At 40.3% G+C, this 350-nt stretch carries 1 protein-coding gene; it reads left to right on the forward strand.

What is annotated here, in order from left to right; genetic code table 11:
* The coding region (locus ACGF49_RS25020; RefSeq protein WP_387493462.1) for a DUF4123 domain-containing protein at positions 1 to 350 on the forward strand (350 nt) is incomplete at both ends.

Genomic DNA, 350 nt, shown 5'->3' on the forward strand with positions numbered 1-350 from the left:
TGAAAACATTACGTCGGCATTTGCGTAAATATTTACAAGTATTATTACCTGAACAGGATAAACCGGTATTTTTCCGGTTTTATGATCCGCGTAATATCTGGGAGTTTCTCAATGTCCTCAGTGACTGGGAAATTCACTGTTTCATGGGGCCGATAGATAAAATTGCCACCAACTATCAGGGCAATATTCAAAGTCATGATTTTATGGTTAATAGAGAGCAATATCCACGGGGCGCCAGCAGCAAAAGAAAGCTATTATCGATGACGCCAGAACAACTGGAAAAGATTGAGGCTGCTTTTGCTGAGCGTTATGTACAGACATTGGCAGCATTAATTATCGAATGGGAAACT

Source organism: Photorhabdus sp. RM96S (assembly GCF_042879335.1).
Taxonomy (GTDB): domain Bacteria; phylum Pseudomonadota; class Gammaproteobacteria; order Enterobacterales; family Enterobacteriaceae; genus Photorhabdus; species Photorhabdus kayaii.